Here is a 25071-nt window from a genome sequence, read left to right on the forward strand (position 1 = left end):
CGGGGCGGCGCAAATGTCATGCTTCATCTGGAAGGGGGAGAGGCGCGAACTCAATCAATGCAAAATCCACAGCCTTCTCGCTGGTTTCCGAGAGCACGGTGCAAATGAATGTGCCTCCCGTCGGACTTGAGATAACCGCTCGGGCAACGCCTTGCTGAGTGGTCTGGCCCTGCTGGGGTCGAATCACCGCCTCAACCGCCAGTAAAGGCTCGTCACCAATAGCGGTGGCGGACCAACGCACCCAGCGGTTTTTGCCCAGATTGCCGAAGCGATCCATGAGAACGGCCGATAACTCGACCGCTTTTCCCACTGGCACGACGCTGGTGGGCACTCTGGACATGAAAGGCGCGGGGAAATCCAGGTTCATGCCGTCGTCGGTCAACTGGATGAGCGGCCCCTCCTGCGGCGTGATCAAGGGCACCCAGAACAGCGGACGCTCAGCCCCCATGATCTTTCCTGGCGTGTAGGTTGCCGTGGCGACACCCGTTCCTGGCTGGGTTTGGCCGATGATCAGCGTGCCAAGACTGGCCTGTCCGCGAATGGACACACCGCTGAGCGCGTGGCCGTCCTGGTCCGTCAGCGTGATGGTGAAGATGATTTTTTCCGCACTTCCGGCAATCACCTCAGAGCTGTTCGGCACGATCTTCATGTTAATGAGTGGCGCCCGCAGCTCGGCGGATGGGCTAACCGCTGGCGCCGTTTCCCCAAGACTCAACGAGGCATGCTCGGCAGCGTCTTTGTAAACCGGCTTGTCGACGGTTTCAGGCAGCGTTCCCAGCAGAAAAATGGTCAGCGCATCCATGTTGGTGTGGGTGGCCAGTTCGCGTATCCGGACCAACAGATCCAGTTGCCTGAGATTTTTCAAGAGCCTGTATTGCGGGTCGATTCGCCCGATGCATTCGTGCACGTCCTGCTCGCTCCAGTCGAAAAACCGGGCCAGCCAGACCTCCGACGCCTGCTGTGCGAGGCGCAGCGCGTCGGCGGACAACTTCTCTGGATCTCCCAATTCGTGGATCTGCCTCAAGTACTCAAGCAACTCGGTATGAGGCTGCTTGCTGATCTCGAAGGCATGAGTCAGAACCGTCAGGTAGTACAGGGTAGCGACGGTGAAGACTTGAGAGCCGTCCTGCTCCCACCAATTGTTGAGCCCGTGATCGAGCAGCGCATCAAGGGTTTCGAGGCTGATGTCCAGTTCGGCCACGACGGCACTGAGCCGACGTATGTCAGCCAGCAGAACGAACAGGGGATCAAGAGGTTCCTCGCGCAGGGTGCGTGACAGCGCCCAGTCTTCACCCATCTGCTCGACGATTCTGACCAACAGCTCGTAGACGCTCGAATTCGCCCAGTTCAAAGTCTTCAGCGCCCGTTCTGCATCCAGCCCGGTATAAACAGCCAGACATTCCCGAGCGACTGAAAGCTGAGCGGCACGCGCCTGCAGCAGAACCGTGAGCATGATTTCGACGATGGGAGCACGCACACTGCTGTCATCTTCATCCAGCCCCTCCCTGACCGCCTTGTCGAGTTCCTCTCTGGCGAAGACAACGTATTGGTCTTCTGTGCCCTCGCGAGATTTCACCAGACCCAGCGGATCAGTCAGCGAAGACAGCAGATCTTTCCAGTCACGGCCCACCAGCGGCGGCACACCGGCGGTCACGAATCCGATATGAGTCAATAATGCCTCGCCCAACAAATTGCGGACCTGCTCGAACAAGCGCAGTTCTGGCTCGGTCGCAACATTGGATACCTGAAGATCGGCCACCTGTTGCAGCATCCACAGCACGGGCAAATTGCGCGTACGACACCAGTAGCGGCATGCAGCCAGTGCCGAAATGAGGTTCAACACGTCGGGGACAGTGTCGCCGGCCGTGGGTTTTCCCTTGATCACCGGAACGCCCGCCAGACCGTCAGCCCACGCCTCCCCGCCAAGCACCATGAGCATCAACAGCCCCTCTACAGGTGTCATGCCCAACAAGCGGGGCAATTTCACCAGGCGGTAAAACGCCGACAGAACCTGCGGGCTGCGCTCGAGCGTGTCGGTTCGGCCATGGGCACGGGCGATCGCCAGCGCCAGATACTGGTAGGTCTGCAGGTCGATTTCCAGTGCGCTGCAGATTCGGCTGACGGTGAATTCGGGCACACCCTGCGCCGGTAGCAAAGGAAACACAGCGTTATCAAGGAGCAATGGATCGCGGTAGTCTCCCTGGACATTATTGAAGATCTGATCAAATTGTGACGCTACCTGCCCGCGGCCATAGATTGAGAACGCGTCGATAAACACCACGAAATCCGCAGCCTTGCAGCTGAAGCCTTCACGCAAGGTCTGGAACAACCCCAACGCATGCACGGTATGGTCGGTAACCCGGATGGCCGGTTTCAGAGGTTTTTCAGAGCCATCGGGGATGCCAGCCCACTCGGCGTTGACCGCAGCAACCAGCAGCGAATCGACCTCCTCGGGAGGCAGCTTCAGCCATAGATCCAGGCGCCGCTTGCGGTTCATCCGATCGTATCGTCCCGGGTTCATGGGGGATTGGCTCAATCGGTGCAGCAGATTCTCGTAATTGACACTGACGGCGGGTGATTCGCCGCCATTGATAAAGACTGAACCGCAACGCTCGCTTTCCTGCGCAGCGAAAGGCGCATAAACAAGCACGTTGGCCGACCGTGTTGGTGCGTAACGGCGAATTGACAGAAAAGCTTCCAGGCCTTCGGCATCCAGCTTGGTGCGCTGAGCGAAAAACTCCACTTGATTGAGGTTCTGCCAGTCCACCCCGGTTGTACCGTAATTCTTTAAGTAGAATGCCTCTTTGGTGTCCGTGTCGGCGTCGTCGGGAATGAGCTGCTCGGTCAACAACTCTCGCTGGAACGGTCCCAGCCGCGAGGCATGGGCCAGCGCACGACCGGCATCGTCATCCCAAGCCTCGGGAAGCAGAAAGTTGGGGTATTCGATATCTGTCCAGCGGGCAAAATGCCCCACTGACAGACTGTGATGAGCAACCACCGCATTGATGGTTGCCCAATGCTTGTAGTAGGGCAAACCATTCGGATAACGCCGCAGGATCATGGCATCTTCCAGCTCCGGCTCGGTTCTGCCGCTAAACCTTTCCAATACCTTGAGAGTGATATTTACTGCAGAAACGGTCTGGTGCATCGCGTTGTGGTCGATGAACAGTTCCCTGATATCGGCCCGACGCGTGCGGATAGGAATCTTCCCGGTTACCTCATCGGCATCACCGTGTTTTTCGATATTGTCCCCGGCCCACTTCCACATCTGTACCAGATAAGCGACAACTCCCGTGGCATCTTCAAGCGCGCCAACCGGTGCGAACTGGTCAAATGCCGGGCGGAACAGGAGTTCGTAACTGGGCCCGGTGTTGAACCCACCCGCCGCGTACGGTGGCGGTTTCGGCTCGCCGGTCAATGACTGCTCGATGAACTGCCGTCGCAGGTAAACCGCCAGCCCATTCAATCGACGCAGAAACCTCCTGGCCTCCTCGACATTGATGTCGAAGTCTTTCGCCAGGCCCTCGGCGCCCTTCTCCACCAAGGGAAAAATCGACTCGCCACGCTCCAGCCAGGATCTCAGACCGGCAAACTTTTCCAGGCTCTGCTGCTCGCCAAAGACCTGCTCGAACAACTCCAGGCTGGGTTTTTTTGCCGTACTCTTACTGGCCATGCTGTCAGTCCCTGAACAGTTGATGTGCGCTGGCGGGGAACCTTGCCGGCATCGGTTGATACAGACCATTCAGCGCTTCGAAACAGATAGAGTCCACTGTCATAAATGACAGTTTTTACGACCGTTCATCGGAACTGCGTTCAAGAGTTGTCTGGCGACTCGACACGCACATCAAAACGTCCACTTTCTGCATCGTCTGATATTGGCGTCCCTGTGCTGGATATTTGCCGGAAACGGCACCACTGGGCGCCACTGTGCAACGGCATCGTCGGAGTGGCCGTCCAGCCTGCGTCAGTGACGGTAATGGGGCCGGCAAGCACGACATCCGGGCTGTACCAGCTCATGAGCGTGCCGATGCCCGGTATGCCCGAACCTGTGAAGGCCGCCACGGGAGAAACCCAACGGCCTGGCCCTGGATATATGAATTGCGGAAGAAAGAGCCTTAGCTGACATTCCCACTCGCTGGGGGCCGAGTGGTATCCACCGTTGGAGGCCACAACGCTCAATGTGACAGCCCCATCGGGTGGCTCCAGCGTTGCGGGGATTGACCAGCTTGCGTCGTCTAGCACCGAGGCCGTGCCCAATACGGATTCCCCGCGCTTGAGCGTGATCCGGTCGCCAGAAACGCCGAACCCGGACACCGTCACTGTAGCGCCAAGGAATTCTTCGGGAGTGGGCGATTCAGGGGTCACCGCGACGGGTACGACCCGACACGGCAGATCGAGGCTTGGTTTTGAGGTTCTGCTCTCGAACGTCTGAGTTGCCCAAAGGATTTCGTCTCCGACCTCCAACGAAACGCCGGCATCCCACACACCGTCCACACCGATCTGGACATCGCGCAACAATGGCTCATCGAGCCCGCGGCGCCAAACCGTAACCAACCCCTCTCCCCGCCCCGTACCCGAGAGAGTTGCCCTGCGCGCCAGATCGCCTCCAGGTTGCGGGTGCATAAACTCGGGTGGCATCACCACGACGTCGAACTCGCGCACCTCACTGTCCTTCGACGCCCGACCGTTGAGGGTCTGCTGCGCGGTGATGAACCACGTCTTGATGGCAAGTCCGGTGAGAGGTACCGACCAGGGACCGTCCTGCCCGAGAACCACTGGATCGCCCAAGCGCTTTCCTTCCTGTAGATCCCACAGCTGCATCGAAGCGCCTGCCATGCCGAAGTCACCGGTCACCGTCAGATCGCTGTCGGTTTCCTGTTTGGGCAGCGGCGTTCTGATCGCGGGCTGGAGCCGCTCCAGGTAAACCTTGAATTCCAGGGAGCCTGGCTTCGATGCAAGTCCGACGACGGTCTGCGTCGCTTCGATGGTGTAGAGCACTCCATCCGTAAACGGAGTCGGGCGCTGAAAGGTCCATTTATCCCCGATCACCTGCGCTGCAAATGAGCAACCGCTATCGCTGAACGTAATATTCACCAGTGCGTCTGGCCAGCACATGCCGCTGAAGATCGGCGTTAGCCCATCCTCGGGAGGAACATCGAGACCGGGTTCGCGAGGCGCAATGCTGACGTGATAATCCAGCCAGCTTTCAAAGCCGTTGAGTATTTGCTGGATGAATACTTTCTGATTGTTCGTCGGACCCCAAAGGGTCGATGCTTGCGTCGACCATCGCCGATTACTGACCGGAGCATCAGGCGCAGCGAGCTCACTTTGAGCCAGCCATATTTTGACGGTAGCGTCGGTGATGCCTGCACCGCTGAAGGTAGGTTGGTAGTCGTCGGTGTGAGTTACATTGCTGACGGGGGACAGCTTCTTTTCGACGTCGAATTCAAAAGGCAACGAGTCGATCCAGCCTCCGGTATTGTCGGCAATCTGTTGAATCGCCACGAGTGTACGGCGGCCCAATTCCCAGCCCGTTGCGGTGGTAGCCCACGTACCGTCGTTTTGCACCATGGCAACAGCTGGCGCATTCCCCTCGCCTGTTTTCACTGTGAACTGGATTCGCGTAGGGAAGTCGGGATCGTAGTGGCCCTTGCCTGAGAACGTCACCGTTGAATTGTCTGGAAAACCGATCACTGGTAACTCAGGTTTGGGAGGGCGAATCCTGAAGGCTCGCCATGCACCGCGACCGAGAATAGAGTCTTCGACAACCAGGCTGATGGGGCCTGGGCGAATGTCCTTGACCGCCACCGTCCACGGCTGGTGACCTGGCGGCACAGTCGCGGTTCCGTAGACGGGGCCCGCTGCCAAATCCTCATATACCTTCAACACGGCACCAGCCCGACCTCTTTCGCCGTCCAATGAAAAAGCTTGCTCTTGCAATGGCGCAGGTCCGGTAATGATCGGGGGACCCGAAAATGTAAACTCGTAGATGAAACTTACTTTTGAGCTGACACCGCGTAAAACCTGAATAGCAATAAACATGGTCTTTTTGGGTTCAAAGCGATGTGCGCTTGTACTCCAGGTACCATCGGGGTTAACCGTGGCATGAAGCACCACGTCGCCCAAGTCCAATCCGTAGACTTCGACTGTAGCGTCCGGCAGTGCTCCACTACCGTGAATGGTTGCACCTTCGACGCTTGTCGAGCCCTCGCGTATTGAAGTTATCTGGACGCGATCAATCACGGAGAAAGCAACAATATCCGAGTCAAGATCCCCAGGTAGACAGGGAACTACCCGCTCTCTGACAAAAATCCGGTAGTTGCCTTGTGAAAGTTGACCCAAGGGTATGTTGAACCGACCGCCTTGTACGTTCTGGACGGGTGAACTCAGTGGCGTTTCCGGTGCATCAAAAACCCGGAGAGTTGATGCCCCTGCACTGATGGTACCGCTGACGGTCACATCGCCTGCCTTGATTACACTGTTATTAACAGGAAAGGCGATAAATGGTGCATCGAACATATAAAACCAGCCGGAGTCGTACCAGTCACTCCAACCCCCATTCCTGTATATAGCGTAATGAATAGCGGTGCTGCCAGCTCTGCGGCGTACATCAGGAGGAAGAGTTATAACACCCGAGCCAACCGCCCATTCCTCTTCTATATAATTGTTACTGTTGCCATCCTTATAATGAACTTTGAGCTTTTCTGCAGGACCAGACAGTGTGGTGATGAAACGTTTCTTCAAATCCCCGACCGCTCCACTTCGGGGGTAGCTGAACTCTCGGACCGTTAGCAGGGCGCCAGGGTTTTCTTCTTTATCAGCTCTATCGGATTGCCCCTGAGCTTTGATCGATTCTTCACCCGGCAGGTTATGTTCATCATTCGAATGGTCATCCATCATCGTCAACCTCGGGCAAGTGGATTGTGTTATTCCTCACTTAGTTGAATCGATCCTTATGGAAAGGCACACCTGTCAACTCTGACAGTCCCGACTAACGGTAACTTTTTCCGCACTGCAACCTCCTGACGCCCTTCAGCCGAAGATGCACCGCTACAGCGGACTGCGCCGTTACCTGCGAGATGGGGTTATTGCTGGCGGAGAAGGCGCTGGATCAGGAGCGGGCAATCGCGGTGGCATGACGTCAAGATCAAAAGATCGCAGCCTTCGGCAGCTCCTACAGGGGGAACGCATTCCAAATGCAGGAGCTGCCGAAGGCTGCGATCTTTTGCTGTTCAGGCAGAAGCCGGCAATGGCTGAAAACTGAAGTATTGCTTTAACGCCAGCACCAGCTCGCCGAACTCCGCCGGCGCACGCCGCAGGATGAAACCGGCGTCGTAGTGCAACGGCGTGGCGTCTTCATGGCACCACATGCAACAAGCGCTGAAATCGATGACTTGCTGACTGCCATCGCGGGCGGGGACTTTGAGGCGTAACTGAAAATCTGCGCCAACCATCATCGGCAACTGGCTGATCAGCATCAGCCCGTCCACCGACACGTTGCCGAGAAAGCCGACGGGTTTGTCGGTGATGCTATTGAACACTCTGAGGTAATACGGCAACTGGTGCCGTTCGATCCGGCGGTCGGTAAACATGATGTGCTGTACGCCATGCAGGGCTCCGCAAGGAGCCGCACCTGTGCTTCGGAACGAGCCTGTAGGCAGGCCCGCTCTCCCCGCTTCCGGTGTGACGGTCGCAACAATCACCGTCACTTTTACCACTGCCAGTCGCAGGTGTTGCGCCGCCATCGAGACAAGCCTCGCAAGCGGTTTCCTTGACTATAGCGGAGCTTGTACAGACGGCCAGATTTTGTACGACGGTACCGTCAGAAGCGTGTCGGCCGTACCACCGCAGCAGCGCTGCGTGTCGGGTAATGGCCCAGGCTCTGCAGGGTTTCCAGACGCGCGCGGGCACGGTAGGCGTATTCGCTGTTGGGGTACGAAGCAATGATGAACTGGTAGGTCTGCACTGCGTCGATGTACAGCTTCTGCCGTTCCAGGCACTGGCCGCGCATCATCGACACTTCCGGCCACACGTACGGGCGGGCGCGGCTGGCGCGCTCTACTTTGGACAGTTCAAGCATGACCTGCTCGCAATTGCCACGTTCATAGGCGCTGTAGGCGTTGTTCAAATGATGGTTCATCGACCAACGGGTGCAGCCCGTCGCGGCGAGGACGCTGAGGGCAAGGGCGGCAATGGGCAACAATCGCATGGGGGTTCTCCTGTCTTGTGCTCTGTATCGACCCCTGGTCGAAAATCTTCAGGCGCGTTTGTCCCGAAGTTGCCACGTTCAATAAAGAAAACGATAAGTAGTGCATTCGAACAATGACTACACCCTTCGAGCATAGTAGCCTCTGCCTGCGCTTGAACTCAGGAGTCTTTGCATGTCCGTCCGTCGTACCAAAATCGTCGCTACCCTTGGCCCGGCCAGTAACTCGCCGGAAGTTCTCGAACAGCTGATTCTGGCTGGTCTGGACGTTGCCCGTCTGAACTTCTCCCACGGCACCCCCGACGAGCACAAGGCTCGCGCGAAACTGGTGCGTGACCTCGCTGCCAAGCACGGCCGCTTCGTCGCCCTGCTCGGCGACCTGCAAGGCCCGAAAATCCGTATCGCCAAATTCGCCAACAAGAAGATCGAGCTGAAGATCGGTGACAAGTTCACCTTCTCCACCAGCCATCCGTTGACCGAAGGCAACCAGCAAGTGGTCGGCATCGACTACCCGGATCTGGTCAAGGACTGCGGCGTGGGCGACGAGCTGCTGCTCGACGACGGCCGCGTGGTGATGCGTGTTGAAACCGCCACTGCCACCGAGCTGCATTGCGTGGTGACCATCGGCGGCCCGCTGTCCGACCACAAAGGCATCAACCGTCGCGGTGGTGGTCTGACTGCCCCGGCGCTGACTGAAAAAGACAAGGCCGACATCAAGCTCGCCGCCGAAATGGAAGTCGACTACCTCGCGGTGTCCTTCCCGCGTGACGCCGCCGACATGGAATACGCCCGTCAACTGCGTGACGAAGCCGGCGGCACTGCCTGGCTGGTGGCGAAGATCGAACGCGCCGAAGCAGTGGCCGACGACGAAACCCTCGATGGCCTGATCAAGGCCTCCGACGCAGTGATGGTTGCCCGTGGCGACCTCGGTGTGGAAATCGGCGATGCCGAGCTGGTGGGCATTCAGAAGAAAATCATCCTGCACGCACGTCGCCACAACAAAGCGGTGATCGTCGCGACGCAGATGATGGAGTCGATGATCCAGAACCCGATGCCGACCCGCGCCGAAGTGTCCGACGTGGCCAACGCCGTGCTCGACTACACCGACGCCGTGATGCTCTCGGCCGAGTCCGCCGCTGGCCTCTACCCGCTGGAAGCCGTACAGGCGATGGCGCGCATCTGCGTCGGCGCCGAGAAGCACCCGACCGGCAAGACCTCCAGCCACCGCATCGGCAAGGAATTCAGCCGTTGCGACGAAAGCATCGCGCTGGCGACCATGTACACCGCCAACCACTTCCCGGGGGTCAAAGCGATCATCGCCCTGACTGAAAGCGGCTTCACCCCGCTGATCATGTCGCGGATCCGCTCCTCGGTGCCGATCTACGCGTTCACCCCGCACCGCGAAGCCCAGGCCCGCGCGGCGATGTTCCGTGGCGTCTACACCATCCCGTTCGACCCGGCCTCGCTGGAACCGCACGAAGTCAGCCAGAAAGCCATCGACGAGCTGACCAAGCGCGGCGTTGTGGAAAAAGGCGACTGGGTCATCCTGACCAAGGGCGACAGCTACCACACCACCGGCGGTACCAACGGCATGAAGATCCTGCATGTCGGTGATCCGCAGGTCTGAGTGACCGGCAGCTGAAACGCAAAAGCCCCGCCATGTGAATGGCGGGGCTTTTTTGCTTGAGATTCAACAGATACTTTGTCTGGTAAGGCCCTTTCGCGAGCAGGCTCGCTCCCACAGGAGATTGCATTTCAAATGTGGGAGCGAGCCTGCTCGCGAAAGCGTCTCAAGATTCAGCGAAAAAAACCGCTCAACGCCGCCACCGCCTCCGGCGAACGCAACCGCTGGGTGAACAACGCGCCCTCCTCCTCGATCACTTTTCGCAGCAACTCGCGATCCGGCGCTCGCATCAATTGCTTGCTGATGCGCACCGCTTCGGCCGGCAGTTCATCGAAACGCAGGGCCACTTCCCGAGCCTTGCTCAAGGCCGCTTCACCGCTGTCCAGCGCTTGGGTGGCAATCCCCCACTGCGCTGCCTGCTCACCACTGAAGCCTTCACCCAGCAACAGTAACTCAGCCGCTTTCGCCTGCCCAAGCAAGCGCGGCAGGATCAGGCTGGAACCGAATTCGGGACACAATCCGAGGTTGACGAACGGCATGCGCAGCCGCGCGTCGCGGCTGACATAGACCAGATCGCAGTGCAACAACATCGTCGTTCCGATGCCTACCGCTGCGCCAGCCACGGCGGCGATCACTGGTTTGCGACATTCGAGCAGGTTGAGCATGAAGTGGAACACCGGGCTGTCGAGGTCGCTCGGCGGTTGTTCGATGAAGTCGGCGATGTCATTCCCAGCGGTGAAACACTCGGCACTGCCAGTGATCAGCACGGCATTGATTTCCGGGTCGCTGTCAGCCTGTTTCAATGCTTCGGCGAGGCGGCCGTACATGGCGCGGGTCAGGGCGTTTTTCTTGTCCGGGCGGTTGAGGCGCAGGGTCAGCAAACCGCGTTCGCGTTCCAGCAGGATGGCTTCGGTCATGGCGTGTCTCGCGTCTGAAAATCAGCGCTCAACCACGGCTGACAAACACGTCGGCCAGCAGTTGATTGCGCGGCAATCCGGCCAGATACAGACGCTTGGCGAACGCGTCGACACTGGCTGTCGAGCCGCAGACTAAGGCCAGGGTTTGCCGAGAAACAAGGCGCAGTTGCGCCAAAGCGGCGGCTGAGTCGGTCGCTGTCCACAGCTCGACGCTGAGGTTTTCACGCTGCGCGGCCAGCGCGGCAAGGGGTTTGGCCAGATAGTGCTCGCGCTCGTCATGGGCCAGGTGAATGACACGGATGGCGCCTTGGTGATCCTGCCGCAAGGCTTCGCGCAGCACACCGAACAACGGGCCTAAACCGGTACCGGCGGCCAGCAGCCACAGTGGCCGGGCGTGCCAGTCCGCATCGTAATGCAAGGCGCCGCCGCGCAGTTCGCCAAGGCGGATCGCGTCGCCGATCTGCAGCCGGCGTGCGGCATCGATGAATTCGCCGGGCTGACGGCAATCGAGGTGAAACTCGAGGAAGCGGTCTTCTTGCGGCAGGCTCGCCAGTGAATACGGACGAGCAATGTGGCCGATCCACAGCACCAGATGCTGGCCGGCGCTGTAGCGCAGTGGCCGCCGCGGGGTCAGGCGCAGGCGCAGAACGCTGTCGCTGAGCCAGTCCAGCGCCTCGACCACGGCCGGGAGGCCGTCGGTAAGCGGATCGAAGGTGTGCACCTGCAAGTCTTCGCTCACCTGGCATTGGCAGGCCAGCCGCCAACCCTGCTGGCGCTGTTCGGCACTCAAGGCGTCCGGACGATTGTCAGTGGGCAGGCCTTGCACGCATTGCACCAGACAGGCGTGGCAACTGCCGGCGCGACAGCTGTAGGGCACGGCAACGCCGTTCTGATTGAGGGCATCAAGCAGATTGCTGCCCGGCTCAACCGTCCACTGCCGCTCACCGACACGCAATTCAGGCATCGACGTTCTCCCACGCGGCGGCACAGCGATTGCGCCCGTCACGCTTGGCCCGGTACAACGCCTGATCGGCGCGCTGCAACGCTTCGTCCAGATCATCGCCTACGGCCAGCAGGGTCATGCCCGCCGACAGGCTCAGGTTGCGCACTTGCAGGCCCATCAACTCCACCTCGCTGAAGGCGATGCGCAAACGCTCGCAACACGCGGTCAGGCGTTCGGCATCACAGTCGGGCACCAGCACCACGAATTCCTCGCCACCATAGCGCGCCAGCACATCGCCGTCGCGCAGGCAGGCTTGCGCCACACCGGCAAACGCCTGCAATACCTGATCGCCGGCGGCGTGGCCGTGCAGGTCGTTGATGCGTTTGAAGTGGTCCAGATCGATCAGCGCCAGCCCGTGCATTACGTCGCCATCCAACGCGTTGAGCTCGCGGGAGGCGATGCGCAGGAAATGCCGGCGATTGAACAGCCCGGTCAACTCGTCGGTGGCGACCAGGTCTTCAAGCTGGCGCATCATCCCGCGCAGGGTGTCCTGATGCGCCTGCAAGGCAAACCGGCGCTGACGCTGACGTTGCCGCGAGACCTGAACGAAGCGTGCGTAAAGCACCAGCCACGCCAGCACCATCGCCAGAATGCACACCTGCAACGCCGCGAGCGCAGGCTCGGCGAGGCGAAAGTGATAAGCGTCCCACAGGGTAATCGCAGAAAAACTGAAGAACACCAGCAGCGCGCAACGGATAAACACACGTCGAGTGAGATGGAACAGGCCGAACAGCAGGATCAGCACATAGAACACCAGAAACGCACCGCGTGCCTCGTCGACATGGGCGATCAGCCAAGTCTGCCAGCCGAGGCCCATCAGCACTTGCGCTTCGGTCAGGCTGGGGTCGGCGAAGCGCTGGTTGCGCCCGCTCCAGAACAGCCCGAACAGGGTCGCCTGGCTGATGACCACCAGGGCGCTGCCGATGGTCACACCACTCAGAGATTGCTGGTAATGCCCGGTGAAAAACGCCAGCCACAGCAGCAGCAAAGCCAATCCGTAGGTGGCCGCAGCGAGGGCGAAGCGTTTGAGCAGAAGGCGTTGAATGGCGTTATGGGTCAATCGTTGACTCACCGTGCGATAGGAGGCTGACCGAGTGTCCTACTCTACAGACCGGATGCCACTTTAGAGGGCCGGTCGCTAAATGACCACCGATTTTCGGGCTCGAAAATTGACGTCAAATGCATGACCTGATTGAGCTGCATTGATGCCCGCACCAGGTCCCTGTGGTGAGTGGATTTATCTTCGATGGGCTGCGAAGTGGCCCCTTGCAATCTTTCATTCACGCCAAGCGCAGAGGTTTTACGGCTGCTGCGCAGCCGAGCGGGGATAAATCCCCTCGCCCCGGGGCATCCGACCAAAAGCCAATGTGTGCCCACCACCGAGCCGCGGTATACTGCCGCGCCTTTTTAGCGTCGCGCCACAAAGGGACAGCCGCAAGCCTCAAGCGGCAAGCTCAAGCTGTCCGCGTAATGCTTAACTTGCCGCTCGAAGCTAGAAGCTTGTAGCTGCCCCATCGTGTTTTAGAGGAGCGCGACTCATGACCGTGATCAAGCAAGATGACCTGATTCAGAGCGTTGCCGACGCCCTGCAGTTCATTTCCTATTACCACCCCGTGGATTTCATCCAGGCGATGCACGAAGCCTACCTGCGCGAAGAATCGCCAGCGGCCCGTGATTCGATGGCGCAGATCCTGATCAACTCGCGCATGTGCGCCACCGGCCACCGCCCGATCTGCCAGGACACCGGTATCGTCACCGTGTTTGTCCGTGTCGGCATGGACGTGCGCTGGGATGGCGCCACCATGGGCCTGGACGACATGATCAACGAAGGCGTGCGTCGCGCCTACAACCTGCCGGAAAACGTCCTGCGTGCCTCGATCCTCGCCGACCCGGCGGGTGCTCGCAAGAACACCAAGGACAACACCCCGGCCGTTATCCACTACTCCATCGTCCCGGGCAACACCGTGGAAGTGGACGTGGCGGCCAAGGGCGGCGGTTCCGAGAACAAGTCGAAAATGGCCATGCTCAACCCGTCCGACTCGATCGTCGACTGGGTATTGAAGACCGTGCCGACCATGGGCGCCGGCTGGTGCCCACCGGGCATGCTGGGTATCGGCATCGGCGGCACCGCCGAGAAAGCCGCGGTGATGGCCAAGGAAGTGTTGATGGAATCCATCGACATTCACGAGCTCAAGGCCCGTGGCCCGCAGAACCGCATCGAAGAAATGCGTCTGGAGCTGTTCGAGAAGGTCAACCAGTTGGGCATCGGCGCCCAGGGCCTTGGTGGCCTGACCACCGTGCTCGACGTGAAGATCATGGATTATCCGACCCACGCCGCTTCCCTGCCGGTGTGCATGATCCCCAACTGCGCTGCCACCCGTCACGCACACTTCGTGCTCGACGGTTCCGGCCCGGCCTCGCTGGAAGCGCCACCGCTGGACGCCTATCCGGAAATCGTCTGGGAAGCCGGCCCGTCGGCGCGTCGCGTCAACCTCGACACCCTGACCCCGGAAGACGTGCAGAGCTGGAAACCGGGCGAAACCGTGCTGCTCAACGGCAAGATGCTCACCGGTCGCGACGCCGCGCACAAGCGCATGGTCGAGATGCTCAACAAGGGTGAAACCCTGCCGGTCGACCTCAAGGGTCGCTTCATCTACTACGTCGGCCCGGTTGATCCGGTCGGTGACGAAGTGGTTGGCCCGGCCGGCCCGACCACCGCAACGCGGATGGACAAGTTCACCCGCCAGATCCTCGAGCAGACAGGCCTGCTGGGCATGATCGGCAAGTCCGAGCGCGGCCCTACCGCGATCGAAGCGATCAAGGACAACAAAGCCGTGTACCTGATGGCCGTCGGCGGCGCTGCTTACCTGGTGGCGCAAGCAATCAAGAAGTCCAAGGTGCTGGCATTTGCCGAGCTGGGCATGGAAGCGATCTACGAGTTCGAGGTCAAGGACATGCCGGTCACCGTTGCGGTGGACAGCAAAGGTGAGTCGGTACACATCACTGGCCCGGCGATCTGGCAGCAGAAGATCAGCGAAAGCCTGGCGGTGGAAGTGCAGTAAGCCCTTCGCTTGCATGAAACGGCCGGCCATCCGCAGCGATGGACCGGCCGTTTTCACAAGTGCAAACCGATCGCGATAAAAAAGCTGCCGGTGCATACAAAATGATCTTGTGCACCTGTCAGATCTGACAGGTTCATCTTTGGCCTTTTCTTGTTAGCGTCGATCCAACACGCCCACGCTGCGCGCTATGGATTCGACCATGCCCGATCAAGATTTGAGCATCACTGCTCCGTCCATCGCCAAAAGTTCATCGATCGCGACGATCGGCAAGAGCTGGAGCGCTGTAGGGCCCACGGGCACAGCGGGGTTCGAACTGCCGATCCCTGCGAGCGTTGGGCGCGGTTTTGATCCGCAAATGACGCTTTCGTGCAGCAGCCAGAGCGGTAACAGCGCGTTTGGCCTGGGCTGGAATCTCGGTCTGAGTCAAATCAGCAGACGCACCAACAAGGGCGTACCGCGCTACAGCGAGCACGACGAAATCATCGGTCACGACGGTGAAGTGTGGATGCCCGAGCTGGATGATGACGGGAAGCTGAAATCGCGCAGGGAGCAAACCTACCGGGATGTCGTCATTGCTGCCCATGATGTCGTGTCTTACCGGGCGCGTATCGAGGGTGATTTCTCGCTACGCGAACGCTGGCAACCGGCTGACGGTGGAGCGCCCTTCTGGCTGGTACACGGCGCCGACGGCACATTGCACGTCTACGGCAAAACCACCGCCTCACGCCGTGCCGACCCCGACGACGAATCGCGCATCAGCAATTGGCTGCTGTGTGAAAGCATGAACGCCCATGGCGAACACATCTGCTACGAATACAAACCCGACGATCAGCCTGACGAACAAGACCCGATTCACGACTATCGCGCCCAGCGTTATCTGCGACGGGTGTGTTACGGCAATGCCACGGCGAGCGATCACCTTTACAGCTGGGACACTGACCGACCGACGGATCTGCCATGGCATTTTCAACTGGTGTTCGATTACGGCGAACGCAGCAATTCGCTGACGGAGATTCCGAGCTACGAGGAAGTGAACCGCTGGCGGCTGCGACCGGATCCGTTTTCCAGCTATGGGCAGGGTTTTGAGCTGAGCACCCGCAGGCTCTGCCAGCAAGTGTTGATGTTTCATCACTTCCCCGGGGGCCTGGCGACAGAGGCAAAACTTGCACGTCGCCTGCTGCTGGAATATCGACCGTTCCAGAACATTGCGCAGTGGGCTTACAGCCAGATCACTGCAGCGCACTATCAGGCGTTCGATGGCCAAGGCAATGTCGAACACACTCCACCGGTGGAATTCGACTACTCGCCTTTCGAGATCAATAAAACCCCTGCCCGGCTGTTGGAAAACGAGACTCAACCGGGCATCGAAGACGGCGGGTTCTATCAATGCGTCGATCTGTATGGCGAGGGCGTGCCGGGCTTTCTCTGCCGCTACGACAACGCCTGGTATTACCGAGAACCGCGACGCGCGGCACCTGGTACCGAACTGATCGGTTACGACCCATGGGTTTTGCTGGACAGGATCCCGGTGGCAGATCGCAACCGCGCCGTGGCGCAACTGCTTGACCTGACCGGTGACGGCCGCCTGGATCTGATCATTGCCCGGTTGGGTTACTGCGGTTTTCATGCGTTGAATGCGCAGCGGCAATTCGAACTGTTCAGCGCGTTCGACACGTTTCCCCGGGAACACCAGGATCTGACTTTGACCATGGGGGATTTCAGCGGGGACGGGCTGATGTCAGCGGCCAGCATCAGCCCCGACCGCGTACGTCTTTATGCCAGCCTGCGCGAAAAAGGCTTCGCCGCCGCACAGGAAATCCCCCATGAATACGCAGACGATCGTCTGCCGGTGTTCAGCAACTCGCGAAGCGAACTGGTGCTTCTGGGCAATCTGCTTGGCAGCGACATGCCCGAGCTGTGCCGCATCCGCCATGACGAGGTCCGCTGCTGGCCGAATCTTGGTCACGGCAAATTCGGCAAAGGTCGCAAGATCAGCGACCTGCCCTTCACCCATGAAGAATTCGACGCCTCGCGAGTACGTCTGGCCGATCTCGATGGCTCCGGCGCGCCCGCGCTGATCTATCTCAAATCCGATGGGTTCGACATCTACCTGAACCGGGGCGGCAACGGCCTGGAGCAGATTCCCGTCAGCGTGCCGTGGCCTGAAGACGTGCGCTATGACCGTTTGTGCCAGGTCAGTTTCGCCGACCTGCAAGGCCTCGGTTGCGCCAGCCTGATTCTGACGGTGCCGCATATCCAGCCGCGGCATTGGCGCTACGATTTTGTTGCAGCCAAGCCCTACCTGCTGGTCAACAGTAACAACAACATGGGCTGTTCCAGCAGCGTGACTTATCGCAGCTCGGCTCAGGAATGGCTGGATGAAAAGGAGCGGCTGCTGGCACTTGAGCGTGCACCGGTATGTCATCTGCCATTTCCGCTGGCCGTGGTGAAGAAGCAGGAGCAACACGACGAGATCACCGGCAACCGGTTGACCCAGTCGTTCACTTGGCGCGAAGGGTTCTACGACGGCAAGGATAGGGAATTTCGTGGGTTCGGCTACTTGCAGCAACTTGACTGCGAGGTTGGAGCCGATCCTTCAGAGCCCGGCTTCAGCGAGCCAGTGCAAACATGCACCTGGTTTCACAACGGTCAGGAAATCAATCGCTCCCGCGACGATTATTTCAGCGCGGACGCGGACGCCTGCCCGTTGGGCGAAACCCTGTTCAGTCGTTACCACCCCAAAGGTGAAATCGATGAGCCCGTCACTCCGGAGGGGTCCGACAGTCGCTATCGGATTGCGCAGGCACTGGTTGGCTCGGTCGCTCGAACAGAAATTTTCCCCTACCGCGCCGATGCGCAGGCGCCCGGTGCAGCCGCGCTGTACTCGGTAGAAGAGAAGCGCTATCTGGTTCGCGAGGTACGACCGCAGGGGCAATATGCCGCAGCCGTGCTGCTACCCCTTCAGGCCGAAGCAATCAGTTATCAGTACGACGGCTTTATCAATGACCCGCTGTGCCGCCACGATGTCATCCTGCGCTGGGACGCTTACGGCGCCGCGACCCACGCACTTACGGTGAGCTATGCGCGCAGGTTGACCGCCCAGAGCCCGCCCCCCTTCACCGAAGACCATCTGAATCAATGGTGGTCCGACGCTCACGACGAAGCGCAGCAATACTTTTACATCAGTGAAACCCGTGCACGCCGGATCAATCTGGTCGACTCGCAACAGTGGCGATTGGGCCTGCCCTATCAGGATCAGGGCAATGCCTTGAAGTTGGCCAAGGGCGATCTGCCGGTCGGGCTCAACCCGGGACAGGTATCGTTCGAGTTTCTGCGAGAGCACCAGGATTCCACGCAATGGCATAGCGAACGGGTGCTGACTTCCCAATCGATCCAGCGCTATGTGAGCGTGGACGGTATCGAACTGGATGACGGTGTCGCCGGGTTCGAAGCCCTGGCGCATTCTCTGGAGCTGGCGCTACTGGACAAGACCGCGCTGGACGCTTACAGCGTTGTGCCAGGCCTGGTCATCCGTGAAGCCCTGCTGGATATTGGCTATGCGCCCATGCCGCCGTTGTTCGAAGCGGCGCCGAGTGACGAACAGAATCTCTGGTCGTCGCGCTTCAATTTTTCTCGCTACGGCAACCTGCCAGCGTTCTACAACGTGCTCGCATTCAACGAAACGCCAAGCCATGGCATAACCACGGCGGTTTACGACAGTCATTACCTGACGATCATGCGGATGGAGTTGCCGGACGGTTGTGCCGTGCGCGTCGCGGAATTCGATTACCACGCGCTGAAACCCCTGCGAGTCATCGACGCCAACGACAATCTCGAAGAAGTTATCTACGAGCCTTCCGGTCAGCCATTGGTCACAAGTTTCCAGGGTACGGAAAATGGCAAACCCGCCGGCTTCCATGCCCTGAGCGACTATCGGCCGTTGCCCGACACTCATCCGGAATGGGCCATCGCCAATCCGGCGCAGGCCGTCCAGGGCGCAGCGAGTACCCTGCACAAAAACCTGTTCAGCTGGATGGCAGCCATTCCTGCTTCGGCGCTTGGGCGCCAAGGGATCAAACAAGGCGACCTGCTGCCCGGCGGACACATTCGCGCCAGCACACGTCGCCGGCTGACCCTTGCCCGGACATTGACGCTCGATGATCAGCGGATGCTCGAGGCCATCAGCTCAGCGTGTCGAGAACCTGTACACACCGTGATACTCAGCGCCGACCGCTATCCCGACGATGCGATCGATGCGCAGATCCAGATCGTCAAAGCCTGTGTCGACGGTTTTGGTCGTGCATTGCAAACCCTGCAATTGGTCGACCCGGGGCCGGCGCATGACGTGGACCCGAACACTGGCGAGTTGCTTGCCGAAAACGCTGAGTTGCCTGCCGATCCACGCTGGCGCGTCAGCGAACGGGTCGAATACAACAACAAGGGTTTGCCCATACGCCAGTACCGGCCGTTCTTTGCCAACAGGCACTGCTACGTCAATGATCAATCGCTGCACAGACTCGGGCTGTTCGACCAATTGTTCTATGACGCGCAGGGGCGTCCGATCAAGCTGGTCAACGCCAAAGGCGACTTTTCCCGCCAGACTTACCATCCCTGGTATCACACCAGCGAAGATTTCAACGACACCGCCGAAGAGCAAGAGTCCGCTCGCGAGTCAGGCTCATGACCTCCTCCCTGCATTGGCGCACGCCGTCACTGGCGGTCATCGACGGCCGCGGCCTGCCGATCCGACAGGTCGCTTACTTGCGCTCAGCAGTCGGTGCCACACCCAGCGCTCTGGTGACGACCCGGCAGCACGATCTGGCAGCGCGCCACGTGGCGCAGCAGGATCCGCGCTTGCCAATGGCGAACGCCACCACCACTTACATGCTCAATGGCACAACGCTGTTCACCGATAGTGTCGATTCGGGCTGGCGCCTGGTCCTGCCAGGCATGGCCGGCGAGCCTTTACAGCGCTGGGATGAGCTTGGCCATCACTGGGAATCGACATTTGACCCGCTGCTTCGCGTGAAAACTCTCAGGGAACACGGCGAGGACCTGGGCGAGAGTTTCACCTATGGCAAGAGTGATGCCGATGCAAGCCATAACCTGCGGGGGCAGTTGAACAAGCAGACAGATGCTTCAGGTTTACTGGAGATCACCGGCTACTCCCTCTCCGGCCAGACGCTCGTGGAAACCCGAACCTTCCATGATGACGAGCCGTTCACCACGCGCCAGATGATCAGCCCCGTCGGTGCTGTCCTGGAGCAAACCGACGCCGGCGGTCATCGCCGAGCATCACGCCATGGTCTTGCCGGGCAGCTCAGGCAAGTGGATCTTGAGATCAAGGGGCACTCCGTCAAGCGAGTGATGCTCGATGCACAGTACAACGCCAACAATCAGATCATCGCGCAACTGGCCGGCAACGGCGTGCTCAGCCAATGGACATACGACCCGGCCGACGGGCGTTTGCACACGCAAACAAGTCACAAACCCGGTGAAGACAGGCTGCAGGATCTCGAATATTTCTACGACCGCGTCGGCAACGTCATTCGTATCGAAGATCACGCTTTCGAGCCGACCTGGTCCGCCAACCAGCGGGTCGATGGCCATCGCGAATTCAGCTACGACTCGCTGTACCGGTTGATCCGTGCCACGGGTCACGACGACGCCCTGCCCCCGGACACCCACGGTCTGCCGCAACCGCCCACCGAAAAAAACCGCCTCAACTATACCCAGACGTACAGCTACGACGATGGCGGCAACCTGATCGAACTGCGTCATCAGCGCGACGGTGCCAGTCGCACCCGGCGCATGTACATCGACGATCAAAGCAATCGCGGTGTGCGCCGGGAAACGGGCGATGATGAACCGGACTTCAGCAACTGGTTCGACCTGCACGGCAATCAGCGCAGGCTGCGGCACGGCCCGACCTTGCACTGGAACAAGCGTGACGAGCTGGAGCACATCGATCTGGTGGTGCGGCCGGACAGCGCCAACGACGCCGAATACTACCGCTACAGCCAGGGCGTGCGAGTGTTCAAGCGCCACGAAACCTTTGCTCCGGGTGCCAACCATTTTCATCAGGTCCGCTACCTGCCCGGTCTGGAAATCCGCAGCAAGGACAACGGCGAAGAACTGCACGTCATCAGCCTCGGCAATGCACGCTGCCTGCACTGGGTGACCAATCCACCTGCCGAAAACAACCAGGTGCGTTACACCCTGGACGACCATCTCGGCTCTTGCGTGATGGAACTGAACGAAGAGGCGACAGTTACCAGCGAAGAAGGCTACTACCCCTTCGGCGAAACCGCGTGGATGGCGCCGGAATCGGAAATCGAATACCGCTTCATCCGGTATTCCGGCAAGGAAATGGACGTCAGCGGGTTGTATTACTACGGCGCCCGTTATTACGCGCCGTGGTTGCAGCGCTGGATCAGTGCCGATCCGGCGGGGGATGTGGATGGGTTGAACCTGTATGGGTTCGTCGGGAACAACCCGCTGACTTTTGTGGATGTGCATGGCAACAGCCAAGACAGATTCGATATCGTCAATTTCTCAAGGTTTGCAACGGTACTCGGCAACCACGCTGCTATGACGCAGGACAAGATGCTGAAAATTTCACAAAGAAAATACGGGGGGGATCTGCTCAAGAGCGGATTTGCAGAAGCACTTATAGGCACTGCCGGCTTCTTTGCAGGTTACTTCGGCGGCACATTCGTTGGTTCAGAACTTACCGCCGGTATGCCAGAGGCCGTCAAATACCTGGTCGATATGGTTGCCACGCACATCAACGGCGACATTGCCGAGTCGATCGTCGCTCAATTCACGTCCTTTGCAAATATGACAAGCCCATTGATTCCACAAACTTCGGTCATGAGCGTCGAAGCCATTGATCAAAAGATCGCTGGCACGGCGAGTTCATCGAGTTTTACGCCAGCTGATGCGTCCACCATCCTGATGAGCCGTGGCGTCGGATCATATGTTCCAGGCACGGGTGCGGCACTTAACCTGGGTTCGCGAGTGCAGGAAGTGGTGGACATACAAAATGGTCTGGATCCGGTCAAGATTGGAAAAATCGAAACAATGCTCGCCGACTGGCATCAAGCCCTTACTTCGCGAATGACCCATATTGAGAAGGCCTTCAGACGAACAGGACAAAACACGATCAATTCGGCTGACGTGCTATCTGACAAGAGCCGCTTGAAGGATGCCAAAATCATTCGGCTAGATACCTTGCGAGAGCAGACCACTGAGATCCTTGGATTTATCGAAACCACCCAGACCATGATGAAGTGGTACAAGGAAGATTTACTTACAGACAATGTTTTCCTGCGCAAAGAAGCGAAACCGAGGACCGGGTTCAGGGCGAAATTTCAGGCTTTTGTCGAGCGTTTCACCAGACATGTCTACCCACCCCAATGAAGTACGATACCGTCCATTCGCGCACTCCTGCGTTGACGGTCATCGACGCACGTGGTCTGCCAATCCGACAGATCGCTTACCTGCACTCGGTAGCCGCTGATCCGCCAAGCGCTCTGGTATCTTGCCAGCACCACGATGTAGCCGGGCGCCTGGCGGCACAGTACGACCCGCGCCTGCCGGTGGCGAACGCCACCAACGTCTATGCGCTCGACGGCACTGTGCTGTACACCGATAGCGCCGATTCGGGCTTGCGCCTGGTGCTGCCGGGACTGGCCGGCGAACCACTGCATCGCTGGGACAAACGTGATCATCATTGGCAATCGACCTTTGACATGCTGCTACGCGTAAAAACGCTAAAGGAAGCCAGCGGGGATCAGATCGACAGTTTCAGCTATGGTGAAAGTTCCGCCGATGGAGACTGCAACCTGCGCGGCCAGTTGATCGAACAGACGGATTTTTCAGGATCGCTGAAAATCACCGGTTATGCCCTCACCGGCCAGGCGATTGCAGAAACCCGCACCTTTCGCGATGGCGAGCCGTTCACCACGCGCCAGATGATCAGCCCCGTCGGTGCTGTCCTGGAGCAAACCGACGCCGGCGGTCATCGCCGAGCATCACGCCATGGTCTTGCCGGGCAGCTCAGGCAAGTGGATCTTGAGATCAAGGGGCACTCCGTCAAGCGAGTGATGCTCGATGCACAGTACAACGCCAACAATCAGATCATCGCGCAACTGGCCGGCAACGGCGTGCTCAGCCAATGGACATACGACCCGGCCGACGGGCGTTTGCACACGCAAACAAGTCACAAACCCGGTGAAGACAGGCTGCAGGATCTCGCCTATTTCTACGACCGCGTCGGCAACATCATTCGCATTGAAGACCACGCCTTCGAACCCACCTGGTTTGCCAACCAGCGGGTCGATGGCCATCGCGAATTCATCTACGACTCCTTGTACCGGTTGATTCGCGCAACCGGTTACGACGACGCCCTACCCCCGGACATCCCCGGCCTGCCGCAACCGACCGATCCGAAAAACCGCCGCAACTACACCCAGACTTACACTTACGACAAGGGAGGAAACCTGATCGAGTTGTGCCATCAGCGCGACGAGGGTTGTCGCACCAGGCGTATGCACATCGACAGTGAAAGCAATCGCGCAGTACGCCGGGAAACCGGCGATGACGAACCGGACTTTGGCAACTGGTTCGACCTGCACGGCAATCAATCCAGGCTGCGGCACGGCCCGACATTGCACTGGAACAATCGTGACGAGCTGGAACATATAGATCTGGTCATTCGCAAGGACAGCGCCAACGACACCGAGAATTACCGCTACAGCCAGGGCGTGCGGGTACTCAAATATCGCGAAACGGTCGCCAGGGGGGTCAGTCACATCGATAAAGTGCGCTACCTGCCCGGCCTGGAAATCCGCAGCAAAGACAACGGCGAAGAGCTGCACATCATCAGCGTCGGCAACGCGCGGTGTCTGCATTGGGTGAGCAATCCGCCTGCCGCCAACACCCAACTGCGCTATACCCTCGAAGACCATCTCGGCTCTTGTGTGATGGAGCTCAATGAAGAGGCCGTCATCACCAGCGAAGAAGGCTATTACCCGTTCGGCGAAACCGCGTGGATGGCCCCGGAATCGGAAATCGAATACCGCTTCATCCGTTACTCCGGCAAGGAAATGGATGCCAGTGGTTTGTATTACTACGGCGCGCGTTATTACGCGCCGTGGTTGCAACGTTGGGTCAGTGCGGATCCGGCGGGGGACGTGGATGGGTTGAATCTGTATGCGTTTGTAAGCAACAACCCCGTCGGTTATATAGACGCCGACGGTCAAGGCAAATTACTGCCGACAAAAGCGGACTATGACGCCGCCTGGAGCAGGCACTTTTCGCGGGAAAACGCCAGCTATGCAAAAAGAGGTCAGGGAATGGCTTCTGATCGCCTGCGCAGCACTCTGGCGAATCAGATACTCAAGCACGTGAATATTCTGGGAATCACCCAACTGCGATCCAACAATGTGCAGCAGCAGATGCTCAACCAGAATTCAACTTCCCATTTTGCGAAAGCAACAGCCCGTAGAACAGCCGTCCATGTGACGAATCAGGCCCTCAGTTATGGCGCAGGAATAGTGGTTGGGCTGGGTGCCCAAGCGTTAGGGGTAGCCGCTCCTGGCGTGGGAAATGTGGTTGGTGTCGGCATGGGGATTGCCACCAAAACCGCCGTCAGCTTCGCTATCGACTATGTCGCCGAAAAATCCGGGCTGAGCACCTCGGTCAAGCTCAAAGCAAGTGCTCTTGATCCTGACAAAATCATCCGGCAGGCAGAGTACAAGTCCATGAACCTACTGAATTACCTGGGCGCCAAGGGCATCAAGAATTTTGACGTTCGAAAAACCAAAGGCCAGGTAGGTACCGGAAAACTTGCTGCCGCTTTTGGGCTCAAGTTTTTTGCACCAAACGTTGCTTCTGAAGCCGGTGCAGGGCTTTCCTTAGCGATTGGAGCAGTAGAAATCGTTAAAGAAGTCAGCGACGCCAGTTCTGAAATATCCGACGAGAAATACGGCAGGCTGTTCACATATATCCCGGCATTGGTCCAGCAGATCAACGATAACCTGCAAACCACCAGAGAGTACTTCGCTGCGCTTTCCATTGATTCGCTGGCAGGAGTCAAACTTGCCGACCTCGAAACGGAAACGGCAAGAATTACCGGACACCTGCAAGAAACGATGAACAGGGCAATATCCTATTCGAAGAAACCCAGGGCGGCATGACCCCCATGGATCTCAAGTAGCAGGCAAGGGGTGATGGCATGCTATCGTGCCCCTCCT

At 58.9% G+C, this 25071-nt stretch carries 12 protein-coding genes; 5 read left to right on the forward strand and 7 right to left on the reverse strand.

What is annotated here, in order from left to right; genetic code table 11:
- Nucleotides 1–16: 16 nt before the first annotated feature.
- The 4 genes from PspCFBP13508_RS06680 to PspCFBP13508_RS06695 form a co-directional block, all read right to left on the reverse strand.
- Complete coding sequence (locus PspCFBP13508_RS06680; protein ID WP_137214024.1) at nt 17–3673, reverse strand: Tc toxin subunit A; 3657 nt, start codon at nt 3671–3673, stop codon at nt 17–19.
- Between the two features lie 140 nt (nt 3674–3813).
- A complete protein-coding gene (locus tag PspCFBP13508_RS06685) occupies nt 3814–6900 on the reverse strand; it encodes a hypothetical protein (RefSeq protein WP_137214025.1) in 3087 nt (1028 codons plus the stop codon).
- Between the two features lie 332 nt (nt 6901–7232).
- Nucleotides 7233–7592, reverse strand: coding sequence for a PilZ domain-containing protein (locus PspCFBP13508_RS06690; RefSeq protein ID WP_137214026.1), 360 nt, complete (start codon nt 7590–7592; stop codon nt 7233–7235).
- Between the two features lie 230 nt (nt 7593–7822).
- Nucleotides 7823–8209 carry a hypothetical protein gene (locus tag PspCFBP13508_RS06695; protein ID WP_016773461.1) on the reverse strand — a complete coding sequence of 129 codons (387 nt, stop codon included), beginning with the start codon at nt 8207–8209 and terminating at the stop codon, nt 7823–7825.
- A gap of 172 nt (nt 8210–8381) precedes the next feature.
- Between PspCFBP13508_RS06695 and pyk the strand changes: the two genes are divergently transcribed.
- The gene (gene pyk / locus PspCFBP13508_RS06700) at nt 8382–9833 is read left to right on the forward strand and encodes a pyruvate kinase (protein ID WP_024014116.1); all 1452 of its coding nucleotides are present in this window, start codon (nt 8382–8384) and stop codon (nt 9831–9833) included.
- 170 nt (nt 9834–10003) lie between these two features.
- Here the strand turns inward: pyk and PspCFBP13508_RS06705 are convergent, their stop codons facing one another.
- From PspCFBP13508_RS06705 to PspCFBP13508_RS06715, 3 genes are read right to left on the reverse strand one after another with little or no spacing between them, the layout of a single operon-like run.
- Nucleotides 10004–10747 (reverse strand): enoyl-CoA hydratase-related protein, encoded by a 744-nt coding sequence (locus PspCFBP13508_RS06705; protein WP_137214027.1) that lies wholly within the window; start codon nt 10745–10747, stop codon nt 10004–10006.
- Between the two features lie 28 nt (nt 10748–10775).
- The gene (locus PspCFBP13508_RS06710) at nt 10776–11711 is read right to left on the reverse strand and encodes an iron-sulfur-binding ferredoxin reductase (protein WP_137214028.1); all 936 of its coding nucleotides are present in this window, start codon (nt 11709–11711) and stop codon (nt 10776–10778) included.
- A complete protein-coding gene (locus tag PspCFBP13508_RS06715) occupies nt 11704–12810 on the reverse strand; it encodes a diguanylate cyclase (protein WP_137214029.1) in 1107 nt (368 codons plus the stop codon). Before PspCFBP13508_RS06715 ends, PspCFBP13508_RS06710 begins: the two co-directional genes overlap by 8 nt.
- A gap of 478 nt (nt 12811–13288) precedes the next feature.
- On the opposite strand from PspCFBP13508_RS06715, the gene PspCFBP13508_RS06720 reads away from it, so the two are divergent.
- The 4 genes from PspCFBP13508_RS06720 (at nt 13289) to PspCFBP13508_RS06735 (ending at nt 25014) form a co-directional block, all read left to right on the forward strand.
- Entirely contained in the window at nt 13289–14812 is a 1524-nt protein-coding gene (locus tag PspCFBP13508_RS06720; RefSeq protein ID WP_007916251.1) for a fumarate hydratase, read from the forward strand.
- Nucleotides 14813–15011: 199 nt separating this feature from the next.
- Nucleotides 15012–19496, forward strand: a complete 4485-nt coding sequence (locus tag PspCFBP13508_RS06725; protein ID WP_137214030.1) for a SpvB/TcaC N-terminal domain-containing protein — start codon at nt 15012–15014, stop codon at nt 19494–19496.
- Complete coding sequence (locus tag PspCFBP13508_RS06730) at nt 19493–22234, forward strand: RHS repeat-associated core domain-containing protein (protein WP_137214031.1); 2742 nt, start codon at nt 19493–19495, stop codon at nt 22232–22234. The genes PspCFBP13508_RS06725 and PspCFBP13508_RS06730 overlap by 4 nt, the downstream gene beginning before the upstream one ends.
- The gene (locus PspCFBP13508_RS06735; protein ID WP_137214032.1) at nt 22231–25014 is read left to right on the forward strand and encodes an RHS repeat-associated core domain-containing protein; all 2784 of its coding nucleotides are present in this window, start codon (nt 22231–22233) and stop codon (nt 25012–25014) included. Before PspCFBP13508_RS06730 ends, PspCFBP13508_RS06735 begins: the two co-directional genes overlap by 4 nt.
- Nucleotides 25015–25071 lie beyond the last annotated feature (57 nt).

Origin of the sequence: Pseudomonas sp. CFBP13508 (assembly GCF_005233515.1) — a bacterium.
Taxonomy (GTDB): domain Bacteria; phylum Pseudomonadota; class Gammaproteobacteria; order Pseudomonadales; family Pseudomonadaceae; genus Aquipseudomonas; species Aquipseudomonas mercuritolerans.

Excerpts from the sequence above, each read along its gene's own strand:
- pyk (WP_024014116.1), top strand. The coding sequence starts at position 8,382 with ATGTCCGTCCGTCGTACCAAAATCGTCGCTACCCTTGGCCCGGCCAGT.
- PspCFBP13508_RS06710 (WP_137214028.1), bottom strand. The coding sequence starts at position 11,711 with ATGCCTGAATTGCGTGTCGGTGAGCGGCAGTGGACGGTTGAGCCGGGC.
- PspCFBP13508_RS06725 (WP_137214030.1), top strand. The coding sequence starts at position 15,012 with ATGCCCGATCAAGATTTGAGCATCACTGCTCCGTCCATCGCCAAAAGT.
- PspCFBP13508_RS06730 (WP_137214031.1), top strand. The coding sequence starts at position 19,493 with ATGACCTCCTCCCTGCATTGGCGCACGCCGTCACTGGCGGTCATCGAC.
- PspCFBP13508_RS06695 (WP_016773461.1), bottom strand. The coding sequence starts at position 8,209 with ATGCGATTGTTGCCCATTGCCGCCCTTGCCCTCAGCGTCCTCGCCGCG.
- PspCFBP13508_RS06685 (WP_137214025.1), bottom strand. The coding sequence starts at position 6,900 with ATGATGGATGACCATTCGAATGATGAACATAACCTGCCGGGTGAAGAA.
- PspCFBP13508_RS06705 (WP_137214027.1), bottom strand. The coding sequence starts at position 10,747 with ATGACCGAAGCCATCCTGCTGGAACGCGAACGCGGTTTGCTGACCCTG.
- PspCFBP13508_RS06720 (WP_007916251.1), top strand. The coding sequence starts at position 13,289 with ATGACCGTGATCAAGCAAGATGACCTGATTCAGAGCGTTGCCGACGCC.
- PspCFBP13508_RS06735 (WP_137214032.1), top strand. The coding sequence starts at position 22,231 with ATGAAGTACGATACCGTCCATTCGCGCACTCCTGCGTTGACGGTCATC.
- PspCFBP13508_RS06680 (WP_137214024.1), bottom strand. The coding sequence starts at position 3,673 with ATGGCCAGTAAGAGTACGGCAAAAAAACCCAGCCTGGAGTTGTTCGAG.
- PspCFBP13508_RS06690 (WP_137214026.1), bottom strand. The coding sequence starts at position 7,592 with ATGTTTACCGACCGCCGGATCGAACGGCACCAGTTGCCGTATTACCTC.